20 protein-coding genes and 1 tRNA gene are annotated in these 18,554 nt (G+C 54.9%); 12 read left to right on the top strand and 9 right to left on the bottom strand.

The features are described from left to right. The first annotated feature begins 171 nt into the window (after positions 1 to 171). The 3 genes from BUA39_RS02660 (at position 172) to tig (ending at position 3,582) form a co-directional block, all read left to right on the top strand. Complete coding sequence (locus BUA39_RS02660) at positions 172 to 1,842, top strand: bifunctional ADP-dependent NAD(P)H-hydrate dehydratase/NAD(P)H-hydrate epimerase (protein ID WP_072790553.1); 1,671 nt, start codon at positions 172 to 174, stop codon at positions 1,840 to 1,842. 82 nt (positions 1,843 to 1,924) lie between these two features. Beyond that, positions 1,925 to 2,009: transfer RNA gene (locus tag BUA39_RS02655), tRNA-Leu, on the top strand. Positions 2,010 to 2,247: 238 nt separating this feature from the next. Beyond that, entirely contained in the window at positions 2,248 to 3,582 is a 1,335-nt protein-coding gene (gene tig / locus BUA39_RS02650; protein ID WP_072790550.1) for a trigger factor, read from the top strand. Between the two features lie 227 nt (positions 3,583 to 3,809). Here the strand turns inward: tig and BUA39_RS02645 are convergent, their stop codons facing one another. The 6 genes from BUA39_RS02645 to rpsF form a co-directional block, all read right to left on the bottom strand. Then, on the bottom strand, positions 3,810 to 4,730 hold the full coding sequence (locus BUA39_RS02645; RefSeq protein WP_084604738.1) for an acyl-homoserine-lactone synthase: 921 nt from the start codon (positions 4,728 to 4,730) through the stop codon (positions 3,810 to 3,812). Between the two features lie 193 nt (positions 4,731 to 4,923). Continuing rightward, positions 4,924 to 5,625: an autoinducer binding domain-containing protein gene (locus tag BUA39_RS02640; protein ID WP_072790544.1), complete on the bottom strand. Its 702-nt coding sequence runs from the start codon at positions 5,623 to 5,625 to the stop codon at positions 4,924 to 4,926. A 42-nt stretch (positions 5,626 to 5,667) separates the two neighbouring features. Then, positions 5,668 to 6,069, bottom strand: a complete 402-nt coding sequence (locus tag BUA39_RS02635; protein ID WP_072790540.1) for a helix-turn-helix domain-containing protein — start codon at positions 6,067 to 6,069, stop codon at positions 5,668 to 5,670. Positions 6,070 to 6,298: 229 nt separating this feature from the next. Further along, positions 6,299 to 6,913 carry a 50S ribosomal protein L9 gene (gene rplI, locus BUA39_RS02630; protein WP_072790537.1) on the bottom strand — a complete coding sequence of 205 codons (615 nt, stop codon included), beginning with the start codon at positions 6,911 to 6,913 and terminating at the stop codon, positions 6,299 to 6,301. 12 nt (positions 6,914 to 6,925) lie between these two features. Beyond that, a complete protein-coding gene (rpsR, locus tag BUA39_RS02625) occupies positions 6,926 to 7,153 on the bottom strand; it encodes a 30S ribosomal protein S18 (RefSeq protein WP_009805008.1) in 228 nt (75 codons plus the stop codon). 25 nt (positions 7,154 to 7,178) lie between these two features. Then, on the bottom strand, positions 7,179 to 7,535 hold the full coding sequence (gene rpsF / locus BUA39_RS02620) for a 30S ribosomal protein S6 (RefSeq protein WP_072790533.1): 357 nt from the start codon (positions 7,533 to 7,535) through the stop codon (positions 7,179 to 7,181). Positions 7,536 to 7,787: 252 nt separating this feature from the next. Between rpsF and BUA39_RS02615 the strand changes: the two genes are divergently transcribed. Both BUA39_RS02615 and BUA39_RS02610 read left to right on the top strand, forming a co-directional pair. Further along, positions 7,788 to 8,264 (top strand): hypothetical protein, encoded by a 477-nt coding sequence (locus tag BUA39_RS02615; RefSeq protein WP_072790530.1) that lies wholly within the window; start codon positions 7,788 to 7,790, stop codon positions 8,262 to 8,264. A 118-nt stretch (positions 8,265 to 8,382) separates the two neighbouring features. Then, a complete protein-coding gene (locus BUA39_RS02610; RefSeq protein WP_072790527.1) occupies positions 8,383 to 8,967 on the top strand; it encodes a YceI family protein in 585 nt (194 codons plus the stop codon). A 67-nt stretch (positions 8,968 to 9,034) separates the two neighbouring features. On the opposite strand, the gene BUA39_RS02605 is transcribed toward BUA39_RS02610, so the two are convergent. Further along, entirely contained in the window at positions 9,035 to 10,276 is a 1,242-nt protein-coding gene (locus BUA39_RS02605) for a cytochrome b/b6 domain-containing protein (protein WP_072790524.1), read from the bottom strand. Positions 10,277 to 10,456: 180 nt separating this feature from the next. Here BUA39_RS02605 and fabD point away from each other — a divergent pair, with 180 nt between their 5' ends. The 3 genes from fabD (at position 10,457) to BUA39_RS02590 (ending at position 12,633) form a co-directional block, all read left to right on the top strand. Continuing rightward, positions 10,457 to 11,404, top strand: coding sequence for an ACP S-malonyltransferase (gene fabD, locus BUA39_RS02600; RefSeq protein WP_072791684.1), 948 nt, complete (start codon positions 10,457 to 10,459; stop codon positions 11,402 to 11,404). Between the two features lie 24 nt (positions 11,405 to 11,428). Next, complete coding sequence (fabG, locus tag BUA39_RS02595) at positions 11,429 to 12,166, top strand: 3-oxoacyl-[acyl-carrier-protein] reductase (protein ID WP_072790521.1); 738 nt, start codon at positions 11,429 to 11,431, stop codon at positions 12,164 to 12,166. Positions 12,167 to 12,399: 233 nt separating this feature from the next. Next, positions 12,400 to 12,633 (top strand): acyl carrier protein, encoded by a 234-nt coding sequence (locus BUA39_RS02590; RefSeq protein ID WP_072790518.1) that lies wholly within the window; start codon positions 12,400 to 12,402, stop codon positions 12,631 to 12,633. Between the two features lie 60 nt (positions 12,634 to 12,693). Here BUA39_RS02590 and BUA39_RS02585 read toward each other — a convergent pair whose 3' ends face one another. After that, complete coding sequence (locus BUA39_RS02585) at positions 12,694 to 13,005, bottom strand: HigA family addiction module antitoxin (protein WP_072790515.1); 312 nt, start codon at positions 13,003 to 13,005, stop codon at positions 12,694 to 12,696. Between the two features lie 24 nt (positions 13,006 to 13,029). Next, positions 13,030 to 13,311, bottom strand: coding sequence for a type II toxin-antitoxin system RelE/ParE family toxin (locus BUA39_RS17030; RefSeq protein ID WP_072790511.1), 282 nt, complete (start codon positions 13,309 to 13,311; stop codon positions 13,030 to 13,032). A 313-nt stretch (positions 13,312 to 13,624) separates the two neighbouring features. Between BUA39_RS17030 and BUA39_RS02575 the strand changes: the two genes are divergently transcribed. The 4 genes from BUA39_RS02575 to BUA39_RS02560 all read left to right on the top strand — a co-directional run bounded on the left by BUA39_RS02575 (position 13,625) and on the right by BUA39_RS02560 (position 18,474). Then, on the top strand, positions 13,625 to 14,494 hold the full coding sequence (locus BUA39_RS02575; protein ID WP_072790508.1) for a hypothetical protein: 870 nt from the start codon (positions 13,625 to 13,627) through the stop codon (positions 14,492 to 14,494). A 185-nt stretch (positions 14,495 to 14,679) separates the two neighbouring features. Then, positions 14,680 to 15,936 carry a beta-ketoacyl-ACP synthase II gene (fabF, locus tag BUA39_RS02570; RefSeq protein WP_072790505.1) on the top strand — a complete coding sequence of 419 codons (1,257 nt, stop codon included), beginning with the start codon at positions 14,680 to 14,682 and terminating at the stop codon, positions 15,934 to 15,936. 3 nt (positions 15,937 to 15,939) lie between these two features. After that, the gene (gene mltG / locus BUA39_RS02565) at positions 15,940 to 17,088 is read left to right on the top strand and encodes an endolytic transglycosylase MltG (protein ID WP_072790502.1); all 1,149 of its coding nucleotides are present in this window, start codon (positions 15,940 to 15,942) and stop codon (positions 17,086 to 17,088) included. A 201-nt stretch (positions 17,089 to 17,289) separates the two neighbouring features. After that, positions 17,290 to 18,474 carry an aminotransferase class I/II-fold pyridoxal phosphate-dependent enzyme gene (locus BUA39_RS02560; RefSeq protein WP_072790499.1) on the top strand — a complete coding sequence of 395 codons (1,185 nt, stop codon included), beginning with the start codon at positions 17,290 to 17,292 and terminating at the stop codon, positions 18,472 to 18,474. Positions 18,475 to 18,554 lie beyond the last annotated feature (80 nt).

Below are 18,554 nucleotides of genomic sequence, written 5' to 3'. Positions count from 1 at the left end.
TGAAATATCTTGTTTGTGCTGATCCCACTTTCGCGCGGGGGCCACAATTGGCTAAGGTTATGTGGCGCCTGCGCGGGAATGGGAATTATTATTACTGCCTAATATTTAGGCGATTAGATGTCAAATTGTGCTGAATTGAATCGCTACGAGAAAGTTGTGCTGGGAAAATAGATGACCGAACTTTTAACTGCTGCCCAAATGCGCGCCATTGAACAGGCGGCGATTGAGTCCGGTGAGACGACCGGGGTGGAGCTGATGGAACGCGCCGGGCAGGGCGTGGTTGACGCCATCTTTGAAGAGTGGCCGGAATTGGCTGAGGGTGACCAAGAGAGGGGCGCTGCCCCTCGGCCAGCGGCCTCACCCCGGAGTATTTCTGCAAAGATGAAAAGAGCAGTGGTGCTTTGTGGCCCCGGCAACAACGGTGGCGACGGATTTGTCGTGGCGCGGCTGTTGTTTCAGCGCGGCTGGGCAGTTGAGGTGTTTCTGTATGGGAATGCTGAGAAGCTGCCGTCGGATGCGCGAGTGAACTTTGAGCGGTGGTTGGAGTTGGGGGAGGTTCGCGCGCTCGAGGCTCGGTCGTTAGATGGTTACGCTGAGGATAATCCCAATACAAAGATAGCAATTGATGCTTTGTTTGGTACCGGGCTGTCGCGCCCGTTTCATTCGCTGGCAGGCGTACAAATGGAGTTGAACTATTGGGAAGCTTGCTCAGGGAGAGAGGGACATGGAATCAGCTTTCCATACGTCGTGGCAATTGATGTGGTGTCAGGCATTTGTTCGGACAGCGGTAAATATTTGGGCGTTGACGACAATCCCTATGACTACTGCGCTATGGCCAACCTGACGGTGAGTTTTCATGAAAGAAAACTGTGCCATGTCTTGCATCACGGACCGAGAGGATCTGGTCAAATTTCAGTTTGCGACCTTGGCCTTAAACGATTTGTTAGGGTACCTAACTTACAGCCAAATGATCGGGTTTTTAGCTCCGACCCCAGCTTCTACTCTCTTTCCAAATTTGGAGATCAAAACAAATTTGGGAGCGGCCATGCGTTAATCCTTTCCGGCGGCCCCGTCCAAACCGGCGCGGCCCGCCTATCTGCCCGCGGCGCGCTCCGAATAGGCGCGGGGCTGGTGACGCTTGGCGTTCCGCTAGCGGCACAGCAAGAAGTGGCGGCGCAGGTGACGGCGATCATGCTCAAACCCATTGAAACACCAGATGATCTGACTGCTGTGTTACAAGACAGCCGGATCAATGCGCTTTGCTTGGGACCTGCGCTTGGGTTGAATCGCGCAAGGCGATTGGTTGCTGCGGCGCTCGATGCCGGGCTGGAAGCCCGGCCTACGGTTTTCGATGCGGATGCATTGTCGGCTTTTGCGGATGAGCCCTCGGCTCTTTTTGAGATGCTGCATGAAAACTGTGTTCTCACACCACATGGCGGCGAATTTGCGCGGCTGTTCCCGGATATAGCCGAAAAGCTGAATGCGGTTCCCACCAAAGGGCCTGCCTATTCCAAGGTTGACGCCACGCGGAAGGCGGCGAAACGGGCAGGCTGCGTCGTGCTGTTCAAAGGTGCAGCGACGGTGATTGCTGCGCCAGACGGTCGTTGTTCCATAAACTCTGCCCATTATGAACGGTCCGCGCCATGGCTGGCGACGGCAGGCTCTGGCGATGTGCTGGCGGGGTTTATCACAGGGCTTCTGGCGCGTGGGTTCAGCCCAATGCAGGCGGCAGAAACGGCGGCGTGGCTGCATGTGGAATGCGCACTGAAATTCGGCCCCGGCCTGATTGCCGAAGACATTCCCGAACAGCTGCCAGCCGTGTTCAAAGATTTAGGTGTTTAGGCTGCATTTTTCCTCTTACATCCGATTGTGACCTTTGCTAGGAACGCCGGACGAAACGGCCAGAGAGTCGTTTCCACAGGTTGCGGGTGTGGCGAAATTGGTAGACGCACCAGATTTAGGTTCTGGCGCCGCGAGGCGTGGGGGTTCAAGTCCCTCCACCCGCACCATCATTCACAAAATCAAAGATTTTGTTAGTGGCCTACCGCCTTCGGCTACTTGAGGCCTTGTCTACTCTGTCAATACTGACCCTGCGCCGATGGGTTAAGTTGAACTAGGCGGAAAGCCGTTTCAGGCGCATTTCCACGCCACATTCGCCTTGCGCCGATGGCTTTGACGCCCTATTAGGGCCACTGATTTATTAGGCTGCGGCGATCAAACCCGCCCCACTTGAAGAAGGATGCCACAATGCAGGTCACCGAGACCCTGAATGAAGGCCTGAAGCGCGGTTACGATATCGTTGTCACCGCCGCGGAGCTGGACGAAAAAGTCAACGAAAAGCTGGTTGAAGCACAGCCGGAAATCGAAATGAAAGGTTTCCGCAAAGGCAAGGTGCCTATGGCCCTGCTGAAAAAGCAATTCGGTCAGCGTCTGTTGGGTGAAGCGATGCAAGAAGCCGTTGACGGTGCGATGAACAAGCACTTTGAAGACAGCGGCGACCGTCCTGCATTGCAGCCAAAAGTCGAAATGAAAAACGGCGAAGAGTGGAAAGAAGGCGACGACGTGAATGTCGAAATGTCTTACGAAGCTCTGCCAGAAATTCCAGACGTTGACCTGAAGTCGATCTCTCTGGAGAAGCTGGTTGTCAAAGCGCAGGACGCCGACGTTGACGAAGCGCTGGCAAACCTCGCGGAAACCGCGCAGGATTTCAAATCCCGCAAAAAAGGTTCCAAAGCGAAAGACGGCGACCAGGTCGTTATGGATTTCGTGGGCAAAATCGACGGCGAAGCCTTTGATGGCGGCGCGGGCGAAGATTTCCCACTGGTTCTGGGCTCCGGTCAGTTCATCCCTGGCTTTGAAGAGCAACTCGTTGGCGTGAAAGCCGAAGAAGAAAAAGACGTCACCGTCTCTTTCCCAGAAGACTACCAAGCCGATCATCTGGCCGGCAAAGAAGCTGTCTTCTCTTGCACCATCAAAGAGGTCAAAGAACCTGTTGCAGCAGAGATCGACGACGAGCTGGCCAAGAAATTCGGTGCCGAAGACCTCGCCGCGCTGAAAGGTCAGATCGCAGAGCGTCTGGAAGCTGAATACGCGGGTGCGTCCCGTCAGGTTCAGAAACGCGCGCTGCTGGATGCACTGGACAAACTGGTGTCCTTCGACCTGCCACCGTCTTTGGTTGAAGCCGAAGCTGGTCAGATCGCGCACCAACTGTGGCACGAAGAAAACCCAGAAGTTGAGGGCCACGATCACCCAGAGATCACCCCGACTGACGAGCACAACAAACTGGCAGAGCGCCGCGTGCGTCTCGGCCTGCTTTTGGCGGAACTAGGTCAGAAAGCAGAGGTCGAAGTGACCGATGCAGAAATGACCCAAGCGATCATGAACCAAGCGCGTCAGTATCCTGGTCAAGAGCGTCAATTCTTTGCATTCGTTCAGCAAAACGCACAGATGCAGCAGCAACTGCGTGCGCCACTGTTCGAAGACAAGGTTGTCGACTACGTGTTCGAACTGGCTCAGGTCTCTGAAAAAGAAATCAGCAAGGCTGATTTGGAAAAAGCCGTTGAGGCGCTGGAAGACGAATAAGTCTTTTAGGTCAATCGACCTAGAAAGGGTTGCCCAGTGGGCAGCCCTTTTTTGTTTCGCTCAGGTCTGAATGTTGCAGTCGCCATAACAACCGTGGACAAGGAAGATCGTCCTGCCCGCGCCGCCAAGGGGGATGAGGAGGCGGCTCCGCGCAAGACTTTCAGTGCCTAGGCGCTGCTGCATTTCAGCAAACCAGCGGACGATCCAAGGATCGCCGATCTGCGCCCTTAGGCAGAGCGGATCGTGTTCTTGTCTCGCCCTGTGATTTTGGCACGATCTGAGAGACGCTGCAGTTCTTGCGCATCGTCGGTGCCAATCCGATCTGACAGCATCTCCATCAGCGCGACGGCGGCAGACATTTCTTTGTCCGTGCTGGCCTTGGCCAATTGATCAAAGCAGTATTCGCGAAGGTCTGTCAGGCTGGCGCCGGGTTTAGAGATCGCTTCAAGGTCCATCTCATTGTCTGGCAAAGCCGCGAGGCACATTTCCTGCGCGATTTCCTTCAATTCCAGCCGCTTCATAGCTTCTTCCTCGGATAAGAAAATATCGCCTTTGATACCCGCGAATTCACGCACATTTGCGATGCGTTCATCGGTGCAATCCAAAAGCGCGGCCAGCGCTTTGACTTTGCCCATCGGGACAGTCTCCCCAACATAGCCGTGCGGCGCGTTGTTTGAACGTTTCAGCACACGATCCATGATCGGATCAATCACCGTGATGATGTCGGTGATCCCGCTGTCCTGCGCATATTCCAAGATGCCCAGCATCAGTTCGCAGGTCGCTGTGGATACCGTATGCTTGCTTTTTTCGCCCTTCAGCCGCTGGGTATCGACGCAAAACCGCGTGGATTCCCAAATGTTTGGGCTGCGTACTGGTGCTTGGCCGCACAGGATAGCGCTAAAGACGTCAGACAGCATATGCGGCCCGGTGGTCTGCAACACACGTGCGCAAGAGATGACGTTCATATTGTCATCCACGCCCACGACGTAGCTTGGGTCCATGTGATCGAATTGATCGATCTCCATGTCGTTTTCAATAGTCACGTCCCAGCCCAAACGTCCCGCAAACACACGGGCGCGGAGCCGGAACATGTCTTCCAGCAAGGGCTGGAACTGATCTTTGTTCAGTCCGTCGATTGTAATGATCATATCTTTCCCCATCCTAGCGATTGATCGTGGTTAACGTTCAAACTTTCAGAAAGTTTTAGCTATTAGGGGAATCCCGTAGTTGCATTGCAGAACCCAATCGCGCAGAATCGCGCGCCCGATCACCGAGAGTAGTCGGGGCAGTGGAATTATTCTGTTCAATAACAGTTATTTAGCGTGGGTTTGCCAGCTTAAACTAGCTGGGGTAGATCAATGACATCCCAATCGCCCGGCCAACAGCCTGTGCCGTCGTTAACGCGAAAAGTTTTGTCCGCGCAGAACGCAGATGCACTTCGACCGTGCGGTTTGAGATATTGATGATATCCGCGATGTCCTGCTGAGACTTACCGGCCGCAATCCATTGCAGGATTTCCAACTCGCGATCGGACAGTTGCGGATGATGCAAAAAACGTGAAATCGGGGCCGAGGACATGACGTGATCATGCACATGGGCAGCGACACTTTGCAGGTCAGCAATCACGTTGCGCCGATGCTTTTTCCATTCACCATCGTCGCAATTGCGCGTCACGCTTAGCATGCCGAATTCGCCGTAGGGGCCACGCACTGGTATTGTAATACCGCGTTCACTGATGCCAAAGTCGTGGGCGTCGCTGAAGATGCGTTTGAAGTCTTTGGTGCGTTTCAGGCGTGACCAATCCACCGGCGCAACGCTGTGCATGGCAGAATGGATGGTCGGATCTAGGTTCTGTAACCCTCGGTGCAAGTAGTGGTGTTGCCAGTCTTCGCGGTAGGTCACATAGGCATGCATCGTGCCGCCAACCGGGTTGATCCCAGCATAGGCCGCATCATCAAATCCAAGGGAACTGCAGACGTCGTTAAGATAACTCGCGTAAAGCTCTTCAGATCGCGGTGCGTCATGCAGGCTGTACAGATCCAAATTGTCCCTCCCAAGCCGCGCCCTGCGCGGGGTGCGCCGTGATCAGGAATTCGCGACGCTTAGATTGTGGTGAGATTCCATCACCATCGACCGCATGAAGGCCAGAACGGCACTGCGTTGGCTATTGGGCAGCTTGCGATAAAGTTCCATCATTTCAATCGCATCGCGATCAGACAGGAACTCCATATTATCAATTGGATCGGCTGCAACATCATCCGTGCCATCAGACCGCTTGATACCTTCGAAAAAGTAGACAACGTCGACACCCAGCTTTTCAGCCACCGCCCAAAGGCGCGATGCGCTGACCCGGTTTGCACCGGTTTCGTATTTTTGAATTTGTTGGAATTTGACGCCGATAGCGTCTCCGAGTTCAGACTGGCTGATCCCCATCGCGTGGCGACGCGCTCGGATCCGTTTGCCAACCAGGACGTCGATCTTGTTCATACTTCACCTGTGGTTCTAACTACTACTATTACACGGTGGGTCATCAAATGAACCACCATAGGGCGACACCTACGCAAACCTTTCTGCCTTAAATACGGCGTCAGGGCAAATTCTTCGCCTAAAAGTTGTTAGAATGCTGATTTATTCAGCATTGGCTTGCATGAAACGCCGCGCCCGTAGGCGCGACATTTGATTTCTTGCCGGAATATTTTACCGGAACAAAAGACGCTTAGTCTTCTTCGGCCTCTGCGGCAGGTGCATCTTCGACCAGGTTGTCGTCGTCAGCGGCGGCGGACCCGATATCGTCGAACAGTTCGGCGATTTCGAATTCAGCTTCAGCTTCAGCTTCGGCGGCCAGATCCTGAATGGATTTACCAGACGCTTGCAGCTCTGCTTCTTCTTGCGAACGTGCAACGTTCAGCTCGATTTCCACAGTGACTTCTGGGTGCAGACGCACTTCGACGTTGTGCAGGCCCAGTTCTTTGATCGGTGCGATCAAAGCAACTTGCTTGCGGTCAACAGAGAAGCCCGCTTCGGTCGCAACTTCTGCTGCGTCACGCGGGGTGACAGAGCCATAAAGTGCACCAGCATCAGACGCAGAACGAATCACGATAAATTGCTGGCCAGCCAGCTTTTCGCCAAGAGCGTCTGCTTCTTTTTTGGTTTCCAGGTTGCGTGCTTCCAGCTGTGCTTTCTGCTCTTCAAACTGCGCAACGTTGGACGCAGACGCGGTCAGCGCCTTGCCCTGTGGCAGCAGGAAGTTACGAGCAAAGCCCGGCTTCACGTCAACGACTTCGCCCATCTGGCCCAGTTTGGCCACGCGCTCAAGAAGGATAACTTGCATATCAGTATCTCCTTATTTCACGGCGTAAGGCAGCAGAGCGAGGAAGCGCGCGCGTTTGATTGCACGGGCCAGCTCACGCTGTTTTTTCGCGGAAACCGCAGTGATGCGGGATGGAACGATCTTGCCGCGCTCAGAGATGTAGCGTTGCAGCAGTTTCGTGTCTTTATAGTCGATCTTTGGCGCATTCTCACCAGAGAATGGGCAGACCTTACGACGGCGGAAAAATGGTTTTGCAGCCATAACTTACAGTCCTTTCTTCACGCTATCAGTTGCGGCGCTCACGGCGGTCGCCGCGATCGTCACGTTTTTGCATCTGAACAGACGGACCTTCCGCATGTTCGTCAACTTTGATGGTCAGAACCCGCATAACATCGTCATGCAAACGCATCAGGCGCTCCATTTCTTGAATCGCCGCCGCAGACGCGTCGGTCTTCAGGAAGGCGTAGTGGCCTTTGCGGTTCTTGTTGATTTTGTAGGCCATCGTTTTGACACCCCAGTACTCAGACTCGACCAGCGAACCGCCGTTGTCGGAGAGTACGGAACCAAAATGTTCGATAAGACCTTCAGCTTGCGTGTTGGACAGGTCCTGACGCGAGATGAAAACATGCTCATACAAAGGCATGTGAACTCCAGTTCATTTCAAGCGCATTTCAAAGAGCGAGGCATGAACCCTTTTTGCGCCTCACCCACGAGAGACTGCGCGGTTCTAGATATTTGCAAAAAGGATGGCGCTGTATAGCGAGTTTGGCGTGTTAAGCAACCCTTGTTGACTTGCGAAACAAACCGTTTCCGCCACAGTTCAGGGCGTCTTGCCGTATTTGTGCCGCTTTCGGGCGGCAGATTTGGATTGGGCACAGTTTGCAAGAGCACTCCTATGACAGTGATCGAAGTCACACCCAAGGACGATATCCACTGGATCGAGGCCGCGTTTGACGCGGTGAAACGGGGCTGCGCGATCTTATTTGGCGCCTTGTTCTGCATTGCGGGTGTTTGCATTCTCATCCTGCCAGGATTTGATGTCGAGGCGATGGACCTGATGAAACCCATCCTTGGCGGCATTCTCTTGGCCACGGGCTACCTAGTGGCCAGCATTGGCGGCGAGGTTGAACCGGTTGAACTGGTTTTTGATCGCCGCACAGAAGAATGGAAGATGGCGACCGACCGTATTGCGGAAAACAACGCAGGTCTATTGATTGAACGCATTGCCCCACGGGGCAGCGTGTTGACATTGGATGGCAACAAGGCCGCGATCCGCGATCAGCAGTCGCAGACGGTTCTAAAAATGCACGTCAAATCCAAAGCGCGTGGGCAGTTGATTTCCGAGATGCTAAGGCTTGAGGCAGCTGCCTAGCAGCCACAAGCCTAAATCGCTGTGCAACATTGCACAGGTCCTGTTGGACCGCGCTGAATTGATAGATTCCACCGACTCCTCAATTTCTGTTGCGTGTAACACGTAACGGAGCAAATCCATGAAATCCCTTATTCTTGCTGCAGGTCTGATCTCTGCGGCGACATTCGCACAGGCTGATGCCGATACCTACGTTCTGGACAACAGCCACAGCCAGATCGTGTTCTCGTATGAGCACCTTGGCTATTCCACCACCTACGGCATGTTCTCTGGCTTTGGCGGAGAGATCCAGTTTGATCAAGAGAACCCCGCGGACTCGTCCGTTCAGGTGTCTTTCCCTGTCACCACCATGCTGACCGGCTGGGAAGCGCGCTTTGGCCACTTCATGTCCGCTGACTTCTTCGGCGCGACCGAAGATGAGATGGTGACATTCGTGTCGAGCGGCATCGAAGTTACAGGCGACAACACCGCGCTGATCACGGGCGATCTGACATTGAATGATGTCACCAAGTCCATTGTGCTGGATGCCAAGCTGAACCAACTGGGCGATCACCCGATGGAAGGCAAACCTTGGGCCGGCTTTGATGCGACGACCACCTTGGTGCGTTCTGACTTCAACCTCGGCATGTTTGCGCCATTCGTCAGCGATGAAGTTTCGGTGATGATCTCGATCGAAGCCTCAAAGGCGGACGATCAAGCCAGCTAAGCGCTGACTTCTATATATGAAAAGACCCGCAGAGAAATCTGCGGGTCTTTTTTTGTTGGGCTTCTTGCTAGCTGTTTGGCGTATCCGCGTTTACGTTCACGCGGGTGGCCGTCAGATTAACGTTAATCTCGACCCCAAAGCCGAGGTTCTTTTCATCCTCCATCGTTGCGCCGATGCCAAAATCCAAACGGTTAAGCGATACCTGTCCCGCCATTTCCGCCGTGTCGCCTGCGATCCGCATTGCGAAGGGTAGGGTGACTGGGACGGCGAAGCCCTTTAGGGTCAGTGTGCCTTCGGCCACATACTGCGCGTCCTGTGACGTGTTGCGCAGGATATCAGCTGTGAAACGCGCCGTCGGAAAGTTTGACACATCAAAGAAATCATCGCCCATGGCTTGCTGGGTCACCGACCCTAAAGACAGCGAACCAATGGCCACCTCTACCTGCACCTCGCCGTGTCGCTGGCCTGCTGTGGCTTCGTCAAATGAAATCTGGGCGGTCCAGTTCTTAAATACACCCTGAACCGGCGCGCCAAACTGCGTGACTTGCAGGCCCAATGTCCCGTCCACGACCTGCCACTCAGAGGTCACCTCTGCCAGTTGTGCCGTTTCTGGTGCAGGTCCCGGCGCGTGATGAACGCCAAAGCTGCCTGCAAAACCGCCGACGCCCAATGCACCTGCCCAGATCACGAGTGCAGCGACAAATGGTTGCGCTGTGCGCCGGTGGGGCAAGGCATCTGAGACAACGGCTTTACCGGGCAGCATGCGCTGCAGCGTTTGGTCCTTGTCGATGACGAAATGCTTTAGCGCGCCGCCCACATGGGCAAGGATGGTCGCCCCCAGTACGATGACCAGAATAAAATGCAGGCCCGACGCGACTGCGGCCACAGCCTCTGATTTTGGGACAAACGGCAGGTCTTGGCCGATGGGCAGCAGGATCGGCGCAAAGCCTTGGGTCGCCGCGTGATGCACCCAGCCGGTCAGGGGGACCAACAGCATTGATCCATAAAGCAGCCAATGCGCCGTTTCTGCCGCTAAGGCTTCTACGCGCTTCTCGGCATTCAACAGCGCCGGGCGGGGTTGCGCGATAGCCCAGAGAATGCGAAAAAGCGCCGTGGCAAAGGCCAAGATGCCGACTGTCTTGTGAACAGAAAACAAAACGGCTTTCAGCGCCAGTTGGTCATTGCTTTCGTAAGGCCACTTATGGGCCACGATCCCCAGAACGAGCGCTGTTAAGATCAACAGTGCTGTGAGCCAGTGAAAGAGTTTCGCGACACTGCCATAGTGTGCGTTTGAATTTGTGATCGGCATAGAAACCTCCTGCGTCCGATGACGCGACGGCGGCGTCATATGTCAGGGTTTAGATATCCGCTGTTCTAACGGCAGCAAGCGTTCCGCCTTGAAAACAAGGTGCGTGGATGCGCAATGACATTGCAGTCCTGCACAGGGCGCGGTATTGCGGATAAAACGCAGAAATCAGGGGGAGTTCTCATGAGCAGAGCATTCGTTTTTCCGGGACAGGGCGCACAGACCATCGGCATGGGCAAAGCCTTGGCAGATGCCTATCCGGCGGCCAAGGCCGTCTTTGATGAGGTGGACGAAGCGCTTGGTGAGAAACTCAGCACGCTGATCTGGGAAGGCGATCAGGCGGATTTGACCCTGACGCAAAATGCGCAGCCGGCGCTGATGGCGACCTCTTTGGCGGCCATGAAAGCGCTGGAATCTGAAGGTGTCGCGATCACAGCCGCGTCGTTTGTGGCGGGGCATTCCTTGGGTGAATATTCCGCTCTGGCGGCGGCGGGGTCGTTGTCGATTGCCGACACAGCGCGCCTTTTGCGCACGCGCGGACTTGCCATGCAAGCGGCAGTGCCGGTCGGCGTTGGCGCCATGGCAGCGCTTTTGGGGCTGGATTTCGCAGCAGCCCGTGCTGTGGCCGAAGCAGCAGCTGAGGAAAGCGCAGAGGTCTGTCAGGCTGCAAACGACAACGACCCGGGTCAGGTGGTTGTGTCAGGTCATAAAACCGCTGTGGAGCGTGCGGTCGAACTCGCCAAAGAAAAGGGCGCGAAACGCGCGGTGTTGCTGCCGGTCAGCGCGCCTTTCCATTGTTCCCTGATGCAACCTGCCGCCGACGTCATGGCCGAAGCGCTGGATGATGTGGATATCAACGCGCCGGTGGTGCCATTGGTTGCCAACGTCCGTGCGGCTGCCGTGACCAACCCAGCCCTGATCCGTTCCCTTTTGGTTGAGCAGGTCACCGGCTCTGTCCGCTGGCGTGAATCTGTTGCGTGGATGGGCGAACAGGGCGTGACAGAGATTTATGAGATCGGCGCGGGGAAGGCGCTTTCGGGCATGGTGCGCCGCATCAACCGCGATATCGCCTGCACGGCGGTCGGCACACCCGAGGATGTCAAAGCCGCCGCAGCGGCGCTGGCGCTATAAGAAACACGAAAGTCAGAGGTTCAAATGTTTGATCTAACAGGTAAATCCGCGCTTGTGACGGGCGCCTCCGGTGGCATCGGCGGTGCCATCGCCAAAGCTCTGCACGCTGCGGGCGCCAATGTGGGCCTTTCGGGCACCCGCGTGGAACCGCTTGAGGCACTGGCCGCAGAACTCGGCGACCGGGCTTTTGTGCTGCCATGCAATCTGGGCGATGCTGAGGCCGTGACGGCCCTGCCGAAACAAGCCATCGAAGCGATGGGCGGCTTGGATATCCTCGTGAACAACGCGGGCATCACCAAAGACCAGATTTTCATGCGGATGAGCGATGAAGAATGGCAGCAAGTGATCGATGTAAACCTCACATCTGCGATGCGTCTGTGCCGCGCTGTGATGCGCCCGATGATGAAGGCGCGTTGGGGCCGGATCATCAACATCAGCTCTATCGTCGGGGCCACCGGCAATCCGGGTCAAGTGAACTATGCGGCGTCCAAGGCAGGCATGGTCGGCATGACCAAATCCATTGCCTATGAAGTCGCCAGCCGTGGCATCACCGCCAACGCCGTCGCGCCGGGCTTTATCGCCACCGCGATGACCGACAAGCTGACCGATGATCAGAAAGAAGCGATCAACAAGCAGATCCCAAGCAATCGCATGGGCACGCCAGAAGAAATCGCTGCGGCGGTTCTGTACCTTGCCAGCGATGAAGCAGGCTACGTCACCGGTTCCACCTTGCATGTGAACGGCGGCATGGCCATGTTGTAAGCGCTGACAGGCTGAGGTGGGGCGAAAACCTCATACCAGCCTTTCAGTAATTACAGTGCGAAAGCGTTTGCCTATTAGGAATCATATGCTATAGGCGGCGCAGTTTCCGGGTGAGCTGTCTGGCTCACCGGGTCATCCGGGGGAGCCGGAACAAGAGCCGCCCATACGGGCAATCTATTATCCGCTGTGCGGAGCACCATAGGCCATAGCGCCAGTACGAATGAGGAATTGACATGAGCGACGTCGCAGACCGCGTAAAAAAGATCGTTGTAGAACACCTGGGTGTTGAAGAAGACAAAGTTGTCGAAAACGCATCCTTCATCGACGACCTGGGCGCAGACTCTTTGGACACCGTAGAGCTGGTTATGGCTTTCGAAGAAGAGTTCGGCATCGAAATCCCTGACGACGCAGCAGAGACCATCCAGTCTTTCGGCGACGCAGTGAAATTCATCTCCGAAGCGTCCTAAGCTTCGTCAGAGAGAATTTTGGAAAACCCTCGCTTCGGCGGGGGTTTTTTGTGTTTTGGGTCAAGCCGCTTTGGTGTTTTCGCTGATCGCGGGCAGGGGTTTGATGGCAGACACGTCGACCTCATCCTTTGCCATGGCAAGGTCGTAGGTGTTCTGCATGGTCAGCCACATTTCCGGCGTTGTTTGCAGCGCTTTTGCCAGACGAAAGGCCGTGTCAGGCGTGATCCCGCAATCGCCGCGCACCAGACGTTCCACACGGCTGCGCGGCACATGAATGACTTCGGCGAACTTGATCGAAGAAAGCCCAAGCGGCTTGAGGTATAGCTCTTTCAGCACCTCACCGGGGTGCATTGTGAAGTCTAGTAAGCTCATCTCACTTTCCTTTCCATGCCGATCTTAGTGATAATCGACAATCTCAACATCTGCTGGGCCATGTTCGGTCCAGACAAAACAAATGCGCCATTGGCCGTTGATCCTGATCGAGTGCTGCCCGGTGCGGTCGCCTTTGAGGGCTTCGAGTTGGTTCCCCGGAGGGCTGCGCAGATCGTTCAGGTCTTTGGTGCTGTCTAAGACAATCAAAAGGGCTTTGATGCGTTTTGTGAGGTCAGAGGGCAGGCCTTTGAGGTTGCCCCTGATCGCGTTTTTCGCCCGTTTACCTTTGACGCTTTGAATAGTCATATAGGGAAATGTACCATGTTGCGCAACATGGCGCAAAGTTTGGGGTATGATTGTTGGTGTAAGGTTCGAGTATGATCGTTCTTGGATAATGTTTAGTTAACTTAAACGGCGACGCAGTGAAATTCATCTCCGAAGCGTCCTAAGCTTCGTTTGACATCGAGTTGGAAAAACTGCTCGCACAGGCGGTAGGCTGGTGCAAACGAAAATGTCAGGACCCAAATACCTTATCGACTACCTTATGTTGGCCTAATTATAGCCATGATCTTGCGGAAATAGTTGGACATTAAGTCAATGAAATTAGTTGGAGAAGTCTTTGTTCGTAAGTGTTTACCTACAGCGCCGCCGTATTCTTTTTGGGATGTTTTTTTATTTTCTTTCCGGTTTGCTGCTGTATGGGCGGTTCGGAGGATGGGCGTTCCCGGAATTCGTGATTATCCAGGCATTACTACTTGCGGTGACCCTTGGTTTGCTAGCGGCACTGCTTATTCCGATGTTCCCTAGTTATAGAAATGTATTTGAAACGTCGGCAATTATAACTTTTTTGATGAGAATTGCCGAGGCATTCGGATTCGTTGGCGATTTTGGGATGATTTTCGAAACCAGCTGGGGATACGCGGCTTTTGGAATAGGTTTCGCGGTTTTGCTCAATTTTTTGTACGGCGCTTGGTGGTCGAAAACTTCTGTTAGGTTATCTTGGGCTGGGATTTCTTCGTTTGAAACAAATGCAAATATTGCAGAGGCTTGGAAAAAACTGGTTCCCAAGGCTGATTGTCCGAATGAATTCTACACCGGTACGCTTTATGAATTCTCAGAGATCGAAGACCCCAACTTTAGTCATAAAATGAAGATACGTCAGGGTGGCCCGAACTTCTCAGAAATTCAAGTTATGGTGGTTGAAGAAAACGCTTGTAGCAATTTCGCTTACGACTTTTCGGCTGATGTTTCCGAGAGAAACCGAGGTTCTTATTCAGGTCACTGGAAAATCGAAATGTCACCTACTGAAACCGGAACCAAAGTGAAAGTTGAGGATAGGGTTACAGCTACCACTCCCGCTTACGCTTTAAGTTTTTGGTTTGATGATCTGGGTGGTCAAGCAGCTGTGTCGATGAAACGTATTCTGGAAGGACACAGAGATCCTACGATTCTAGGTTGGGTTCGTCGACAGGTTTCCGTATTATCCTAGCTTAATCGAATGTGCAGGGGCGGCGGGTAGACATGATCTATCTATGACCTACCATAAATAGCTCCTCATATGGATATTTGAATAACTACCTTCCACCCAAATCCACCCAACCTCTCAACCCACTCTTGCCCCTCAACCCCAACCCAAGGTATGAGCAATCAAAGAATTGAGGAAAGGGCAGCACTATGCGTCGTGTCGTCATTACAGGTCTGGGTCTGGTGACCCCATTGGCATCCGGTGTCGAGGAAAGCTGGTCGCGTATTCTGGATGGGAAATCCGGGGCGGGGCCGATCACGCGGTTTGATGCCTCTGCCGTGACCACGAAATACGCCTGCGAAGTGCCTTTGGGCGATGGCAGCGATGGCACCTTTAATGCCGATGACTGGATGGCCCCCAAGGAACGCCGTAAGGTCGATGACTTTATCCTTTATGGCATCGCGGCGGCTGAAATGGCCGTGCAGGACGCGAAATGGACCCCGGAAGACAATGAAAGCCGTCTGCGAACCGGCGTGATGATCGGCTCTGGGATTGGTGGGCTGAATTCCATCGCGGAAACCGCTGTTCTGATCAAAGAACGTGGCCCGCGCCGGGTGTCACCGTTCTTTATTCCGGGTGCGCTGATCAACCTGATCTCGGGTCAGGTGTCGATCCGCTATGGTTTCAAAGGCCCGAACCACGCGGTGGTGACGGCTTGTTCGACAGGCGCGCATGCTATCGGCGATGCAAGCCGGTTGATCCAGCATGGCGATGCCGACGTGATGATCGCGGGCGGCGCGGAAGCGGCGATTTCTGAGATCGGTATCGCGGGCTTTAACGCCTGTAAGGCGCTCTCGACCAAATGCGCGGATAATCCACAGGCGGCGAGCCGCCCATATGATGCCGACCGTGACGGTTTTGTCATGGGCGAGGGCGCGGGTGTTGTGGTTCTGGAAGAATACGAACACGCCAAGGCGCGCGGCGCAAAGATTTATGCCGAGGTGCTGGGCTATGGCCTGTCGGGCGACGCCTACCACATCACAGCGCCGTCTGAGGATGGTGAGGGCGGCGAACGCTCTATGCGCGCGGCCTTGGCCAACGCAGGGCTGGAGCCTGCCGACATCGACTATATCAACGCCCACGGCACCTCTACAATGGCGGACACCATTGAACTGGGCGCGGTGGAGCGGATGATGGGCGATGCGGCGGCGAATGTGACCATGTCCTCCACCAAATCCATGACCGGCCACCTTTTGGGGGCCGCAGGTGCGATTGAGGCGATCTTCTCTATTTTGGCGATCCGGGACCAAGTGGCCCCACCGACTATCAACCTTGATAATCCAGCGGTTGAGACCAAGGTGGACCTTGCGCCGAATGCCAAACGCGAGCGCAAGATTGATGTCGCGCTTTCGAATTCTTTCGGGTTCGGCGGCACCAATGCCTCGGTGATCTTCGGAAAGGTCTAAACCATGTGGCGGAGCATCGCGAGCAACGCGCTAACCCTGTTGATTGTCGTGGTGTTCCTGCTGGGCGGGCTGATCCTGTGGGGCAAGGGCGAATATGTTGCCGAAGGCCCGCTGAGTGAGGCGATCTGCGTCGAAGTTGAGCGCGGGACCAATATGCGCAAGGTGTCGCGCCAGTTGGAGGCGGCTGGGGCTGTGTCCAACGCCACGCTCTTTCGCATGGGCGCAGATTATACCGACAAATCGCAGCTCCTGAAAGCCGGGTCGTTCCTTGTGCCCGCCGCAGCCTCGATGGAAGAAATCGCCGATATCGTCACGCGGGGCGGGGCCTCGACCTGCGGCACAGAGGTGGTTTACCGGATCGGTGTCACCAGCGCCGAAATTCAGGTGCGGGAAATGGACCCGGCGACCAATCGCTTTGTCGAAGTGGTGAAATTCGATCCCGCAGCAGATGAAGAACCAGAGGTCTTCAACCTCGTGCGCACGCAGTCTGACACGCGCTATCGCATTGCGATGGCCGAAGGGGTGACAAGCTGGCAAGTTGTTGATGTTTTGAAAAAAATCGACCTCTTGCAGGGCGAGGTTGAGGTGCCGACCGAAGGCACTTTGGCGCCGAATTCCTATGAGATCAGCGAAGGCGATACGCGGGCGTCTGTCATTGAACGGATGCAAGCGGATCAGGCGGAACTGATTGCGAATGCTTGGGATACGCGCAATCCAGACGTGCCGCTGAGCACGCCGCTGGAATTGCTGATCCTTGCGTCGATCATCGAAAAAGAGACCGGCGTTGCCGAAGAACGCGGGCAGGTGGCCAGCGTCTTTGTGAACCGCCTGAACCGTGGTATGCGGCTGCAGACGGACCCGACGGTGATTTATGGGATCACCAAAGGCGAAGGCACGCTGGGCCGTGGCCTGCGCCGCAGTGAATTGCAACGCGAGACGCCGTGGAACACCTATGTGATCGACGGCTTGCCTGTGACGCCCATCGCCAACCCGGGCCGCGCGAGCCTAGAGGCCGCTGCCAACCCCGATGAAACCGATTTTGTGTTCTTTGTGGCGGATGGCACCGGTGGGCATGCGTTTGCGGCGACATTGGCCGAGCATAATCGGAATGTCGCGAAATGGCGTGAGATTGAGGCCGAGCGGGCGGAATAGGGTCTGACCTTTGACCTTGGTTGAATACTTTTTTACTAGCTTTGCAGCTGGCAACGGTTGTTGGTTTGCAAAGTAAGTTGGTGCTCTGGAACCGCTGATTCCTTAAAAACAAAGACAAAAGCACAGAATTCTGGCACCCTTCGAGATCTAAATACCCGACGCTTTTTCGGCGACGCAAATGAAATGCAATGGGAGAGGATGATGTCAACAGTTGCTAGCAGGGCGCAGGACGCTGCCCGATCTATTCAGAAAGTGGAAACCTTTTACACGGCTTACAGCGCCGCTGTTCGAGAGACACCGGCTGTTGCAGACTTCACGTTTGGCAACCCACAAGAAATGCCGCTGCCTAGCGTGGTCACCGCCCTGAAAACGCACGCTGAACCGCAGGCTGTTGATTGGTTTGCGTATAAGACCAACGAAGCTGAGGCCTGCACTTATCTGGCGGGTTCGCTGACACAGGAATTGGGTCTTCCTTTTGAAGAGGAAGATATCGCTTTGACCAAAGGTGCATTTGGCGCCATCAAAATGTGTTTTACCATGCTGCTGGAACCGGGCGATGAATGTATTGTACCGTTGCCGGGTTGGTTTTGTTATGGATCAATGCTGGCCGTCGCCGGAGCCAAAGAAGTGCCTGTTCCGCTGGATGCACGTAACTTTGATCTTGATCTGTCAGCAATTTCCAATTCGATAACCCCAAATACACGGATTGTGGTCGTCAATACGCCACACAATCCAACCGGCCGGATCTATTCGCGCGCGGAACTTCAGGCGCTCGCTGATATGCTGGAGGCCAAATCGAAAGAAATTGGGCGACGTATCTGGATATTGTCCGATGAACCCTATCGGCGAATTCGGTTTGACGGGATCGGATTCACTTCGCCGGCGGCGGTTTATCCGCACACGTTGATAGATTACTCATTTGGTAAAATTCTTCTCGCTCCGGGGCTGCGCCTTGGTTATTTGGCGATTTCTCCGACACTACCCCAATCCGAGCGTGAAGAGATCCAAGCTTTGCGGTTTGCTGTGCAAATGGCGGACGGTTGGAACGTGCCGGATGCACCTCTTATCTATGCCATCCCAGACCTTGATGCGACCAGCATAGACATCGTCGCTCTTGCGCGCCGCAGAGAGCGGCTGCTTGGCGCGTTGGGTCAGTGGGGCTACGCCATGACCAGACCGGAGGGCACGTTTTATCTTTGGGGCCGTGCGCCGGGCGGTGATAGCGACGCATTTGCCAAACGCCTGCAAGAACACGGCGTTTATGTCATGCCCGGTTCGATATTTGATCGACCGACGGACTTTCGCGTGTGTCTTACTGCCACGGATGACATGATTGAGGCGGCACTGCCGTTCTTTCAAGCGGTTGCAGAGGATAGACGCGGGTAGCTCGGTGAAGATGGGCCGGAGTGTCTGTGCCAAGCAAGTAACAGACACGCACGATGCTGAAGTTCGCCTAGAGCAGGAGC

The organism is Cognatishimia maritima (genome assembly GCF_900129685.1).
GTDB classification, from domain to species: Bacteria; Pseudomonadota; Alphaproteobacteria; order Rhodobacterales; family Rhodobacteraceae; genus Cognatishimia; species Cognatishimia maritima.
Note: the sequence above shows the minus strand (reverse complement) of the source record. Positions and strands in the feature narration are given on the sequence as shown.

Excerpts from the sequence above, each read along its gene's own strand:
- mltG (WP_072790502.1), top strand. The coding sequence starts at position 15,940 with ATGTGGCGGAGCATCGCGAGCAACGCGCTAACCCTGTTGATTGTCGTG.
- BUA39_RS02585 (WP_072790515.1), bottom strand. The coding sequence starts at position 13,005 with ATGAGCTTACTAGACTTCACAATGCACCCCGGTGAGGTGCTGAAAGAG.
- rpsF (WP_072790533.1), bottom strand. The coding sequence starts at position 7,535 with ATGCCTTTGTATGAGCATGTTTTCATCTCGCGTCAGGACCTGTCCAAC.
- BUA39_RS02605 (WP_072790524.1), bottom strand. The coding sequence starts at position 10,276 with ATGCCGATCACAAATTCAAACGCACACTATGGCAGTGTCGCGAAACTC.
- BUA39_RS02610 (WP_072790527.1), top strand. The coding sequence starts at position 8,383 with ATGAAATCCCTTATTCTTGCTGCAGGTCTGATCTCTGCGGCGACATTC.
- fabF (WP_072790505.1), top strand. The coding sequence starts at position 14,680 with ATGCGTCGTGTCGTCATTACAGGTCTGGGTCTGGTGACCCCATTGGCA.
- rpsR (WP_009805008.1), bottom strand. The coding sequence starts at position 7,153 with ATGGCTGCAAAACCATTTTTCCGCCGTCGTAAGGTCTGCCCATTCTCT.
- fabD (WP_072791684.1), top strand. The coding sequence starts at position 10,457 with ATGAGCAGAGCATTCGTTTTTCCGGGACAGGGCGCACAGACCATCGGC.
- rplI (WP_072790537.1), bottom strand. The coding sequence starts at position 6,913 with ATGCAAGTTATCCTTCTTGAGCGCGTGGCCAAACTGGGCCAGATGGGC.
- BUA39_RS02560 (WP_072790499.1), top strand. The coding sequence starts at position 17,290 with ATGTCAACAGTTGCTAGCAGGGCGCAGGACGCTGCCCGATCTATTCAG.
- fabG (WP_072790521.1), top strand. The coding sequence starts at position 11,429 with ATGTTTGATCTAACAGGTAAATCCGCGCTTGTGACGGGCGCCTCCGGT.
- BUA39_RS02590 (WP_072790518.1), top strand. The coding sequence starts at position 12,400 with ATGAGCGACGTCGCAGACCGCGTAAAAAAGATCGTTGTAGAACACCTG.
- tig (WP_072790550.1), top strand. The coding sequence starts at position 2,248 with ATGCAGGTCACCGAGACCCTGAATGAAGGCCTGAAGCGCGGTTACGAT.
- BUA39_RS02645 (WP_084604738.1), bottom strand. The coding sequence starts at position 4,730 with ATGATCATTACAATCGACGGACTGAACAAAGATCAGTTCCAGCCCTTG.
- BUA39_RS02635 (WP_072790540.1), bottom strand. The coding sequence starts at position 6,069 with ATGAACAAGATCGACGTCCTGGTTGGCAAACGGATCCGAGCGCGTCGC.
- BUA39_RS02615 (WP_072790530.1), top strand. The coding sequence starts at position 7,788 with ATGACAGTGATCGAAGTCACACCCAAGGACGATATCCACTGGATCGAG.
- BUA39_RS02660 (WP_072790553.1), top strand. The coding sequence starts at position 172 with ATGACCGAACTTTTAACTGCTGCCCAAATGCGCGCCATTGAACAGGCG.
- BUA39_RS17030 (WP_072790511.1), bottom strand. The coding sequence starts at position 13,311 with ATGACTATTCAAAGCGTCAAAGGTAAACGGGCGAAAAACGCGATCAGG.